Raw genomic sequence first — 2,051 nt, 5'->3', positions numbered from 1 at the left:
GTGAAGGCCGCAAGGGTGTTGAGATCAAACGATCCCGACCCGGAGATGCTGAGCGTGTCAGTGCCACTGCCGCCGGTCAGACTATCGGCGCTGTTCAAGGTCGACGGCGTAGCAAATACCGTGTTGGTTCCATTGGTAAAGCTGACCGTGCCTGTGCCTGCCCCAAGGGTTACGCTGTTGTTCGAGCCCGCTCCGAACGACACCACGTGGCTAACCCCGTATCCGAGCGTGACTGAACTATTGGATCCCGTGATGTTGACCGTGTCGCTGCCCTGGCATTCCACGTCCACCGAGGTGTTGTTACCGGTGAGATTCAAGGTGTCGTAAATCGAGTAGAAGCCAAATCCAATCGAGCTGTTGTCGCCGGTTATCGAAACGGTTGTGAAGTGACTATCGCCAAAGTCGACTGACGAGCTATTCCCTGCAACCGTGATGTTATCGAAATTGTTATGCAGTGAAAGGCTGTTGCCGTTGCCGGTGACGTTCACTATGTCGGCACCGCCGGGATATGTCTCTGTAAGAATGGCATTGTTGTTGCCAATGACCGACACCGTGTCATTGGAGCCGCGGACATTGACGGCGTCACCGTTGCCGGACACCGAGACCGCAACTCCATCATCACCTGCCGCTAGCGTGACACTGTTGCCGGTGCCCCCGTTCACGGCCAGGTTCTGACCGCTTCTGAGGGTCAGGCTTTCGCCTGTCCCGGTGAGGTTGATGTTCTCGAAACCAGTGAAGGCCGCAAGGGTGTTGAGGTCGAATGCCCCCGAGCCTGAGAGCACCAGCGTGTCAGTGCCGCTGCCGCCGGTCAGACTATCGCCACCGCTTAAGGTGGACGGTGTCGCGAACACGGTGTTGGTGCCACCCGTAAAGCTCACCGTCCCGGCGCCTGCTCCTAGAGTGACGCTGTTGTTATCCGAACCGGCCCCGAACGCCACGACGTGGCCGCCGCCATATGCGAGCGTGACTGAACTGTTGGATCCCGTGATGTTTACAGTGTCGCTGCTTTGGCAGTCGATATTCACGACCGTGTTGTTACCGGTAATATTGACGGTGTCATAGGTAGAGTAAAAGCCAAATCCAATAGAACTGTTGTCGCCTGTTATGGAAACAGTGGTGCCATGGCTGTCACCAAAATCAACAGACGTTCCGTTCCCTATAACCGAGAACGTGTCGTTGTTGTTGTGAAGCGCGAGCGTGTTGCCGCTTCCTTGAACGCTCACCGCATCACCGCCGCCTGGGTAGTAGGTCTGCACAAAGGTATTATCAGCGGTGAGATGGAATGTGGTGCCGGCGGCCGTCAGATTTACGGCATTGGCCGTGCCCGCGATCGACAGGCTCGCGTTGGTGCCCGAAACGTTCACTGTGTCATGGTTGCCAGTGAGGTTTGCGACATCGCCGTCAGCCTGCAGGTTCACGACATCGTTGTTGCCTGTAACGTTTGCCGTGTTGGACGTGCCGTCTACCGTGAGGCTGCCGTTGTCGCCGGTCAAAGTCGCGGTGTTGTAGTGGGAATAGTTGTCTAGATAGATGCTGTCGTAATTGCCGTTGAGCGATACGGATCCGACGTTGGTGTCTGTGGAGATGTGATTGTGGTCTCCTGTGACGGTTACGGTCTCGGAGTTGCCGCCAACCAGCACCGAATTGTTGCTGCCTGCCACGGTGACAATATCACCCCAACCAGAGATGGTGGTTGAGTTGCCATCGCCGTTGACGCTCATTGTCTGCCCGGCGCCAATGTAGCCGTCGGCACAGATGGAGGCGTTGCTAGCCGTCACGGCCAGGCTCGCATTGTAGGTCGTGAAGTGCAGCACATCACCGCTGCCTGTCATCGACACCGTGTCGTTGTTTCCGGAGACATTCACCGTGTTGCCGTTGCCCGAAAGGCTCAGCGTGTCGTCGTTCCCGGCGACGTTCACCGCGTCGCCAGAGCCGGATAAACCAACAGTGTCATTGGAACCGGTGCCGGTGGGGGAAGGACCCGCGCCGATGGTGATGACGCTGTTGCTGGCGGCCAGCGTTGCGCTTGTGTTGTCAGAGACCAGGTGGAT

The 2,051-nt window shown here is 57.4% G+C and carries 1 protein-coding gene; it reads right to left on the bottom strand.

Annotated elements, in window-relative coordinates:
- Positions 1-2,051: beta strand repeat-containing protein (locus LB565_RS29720; protein ID WP_411970701.1), on the bottom strand; the 2,051-nt coding region annotated here is incomplete at both ends.

The organism is Mesorhizobium sp. CA14 (assembly GCF_020165195.1).
Lineage (GTDB): Bacteria > Pseudomonadota > Alphaproteobacteria > Rhizobiales > Rhizobiaceae > Mesorhizobium.
Note: the sequence above shows the minus strand (reverse complement) of the source record. Positions and strands in the feature narration are given on the sequence as shown.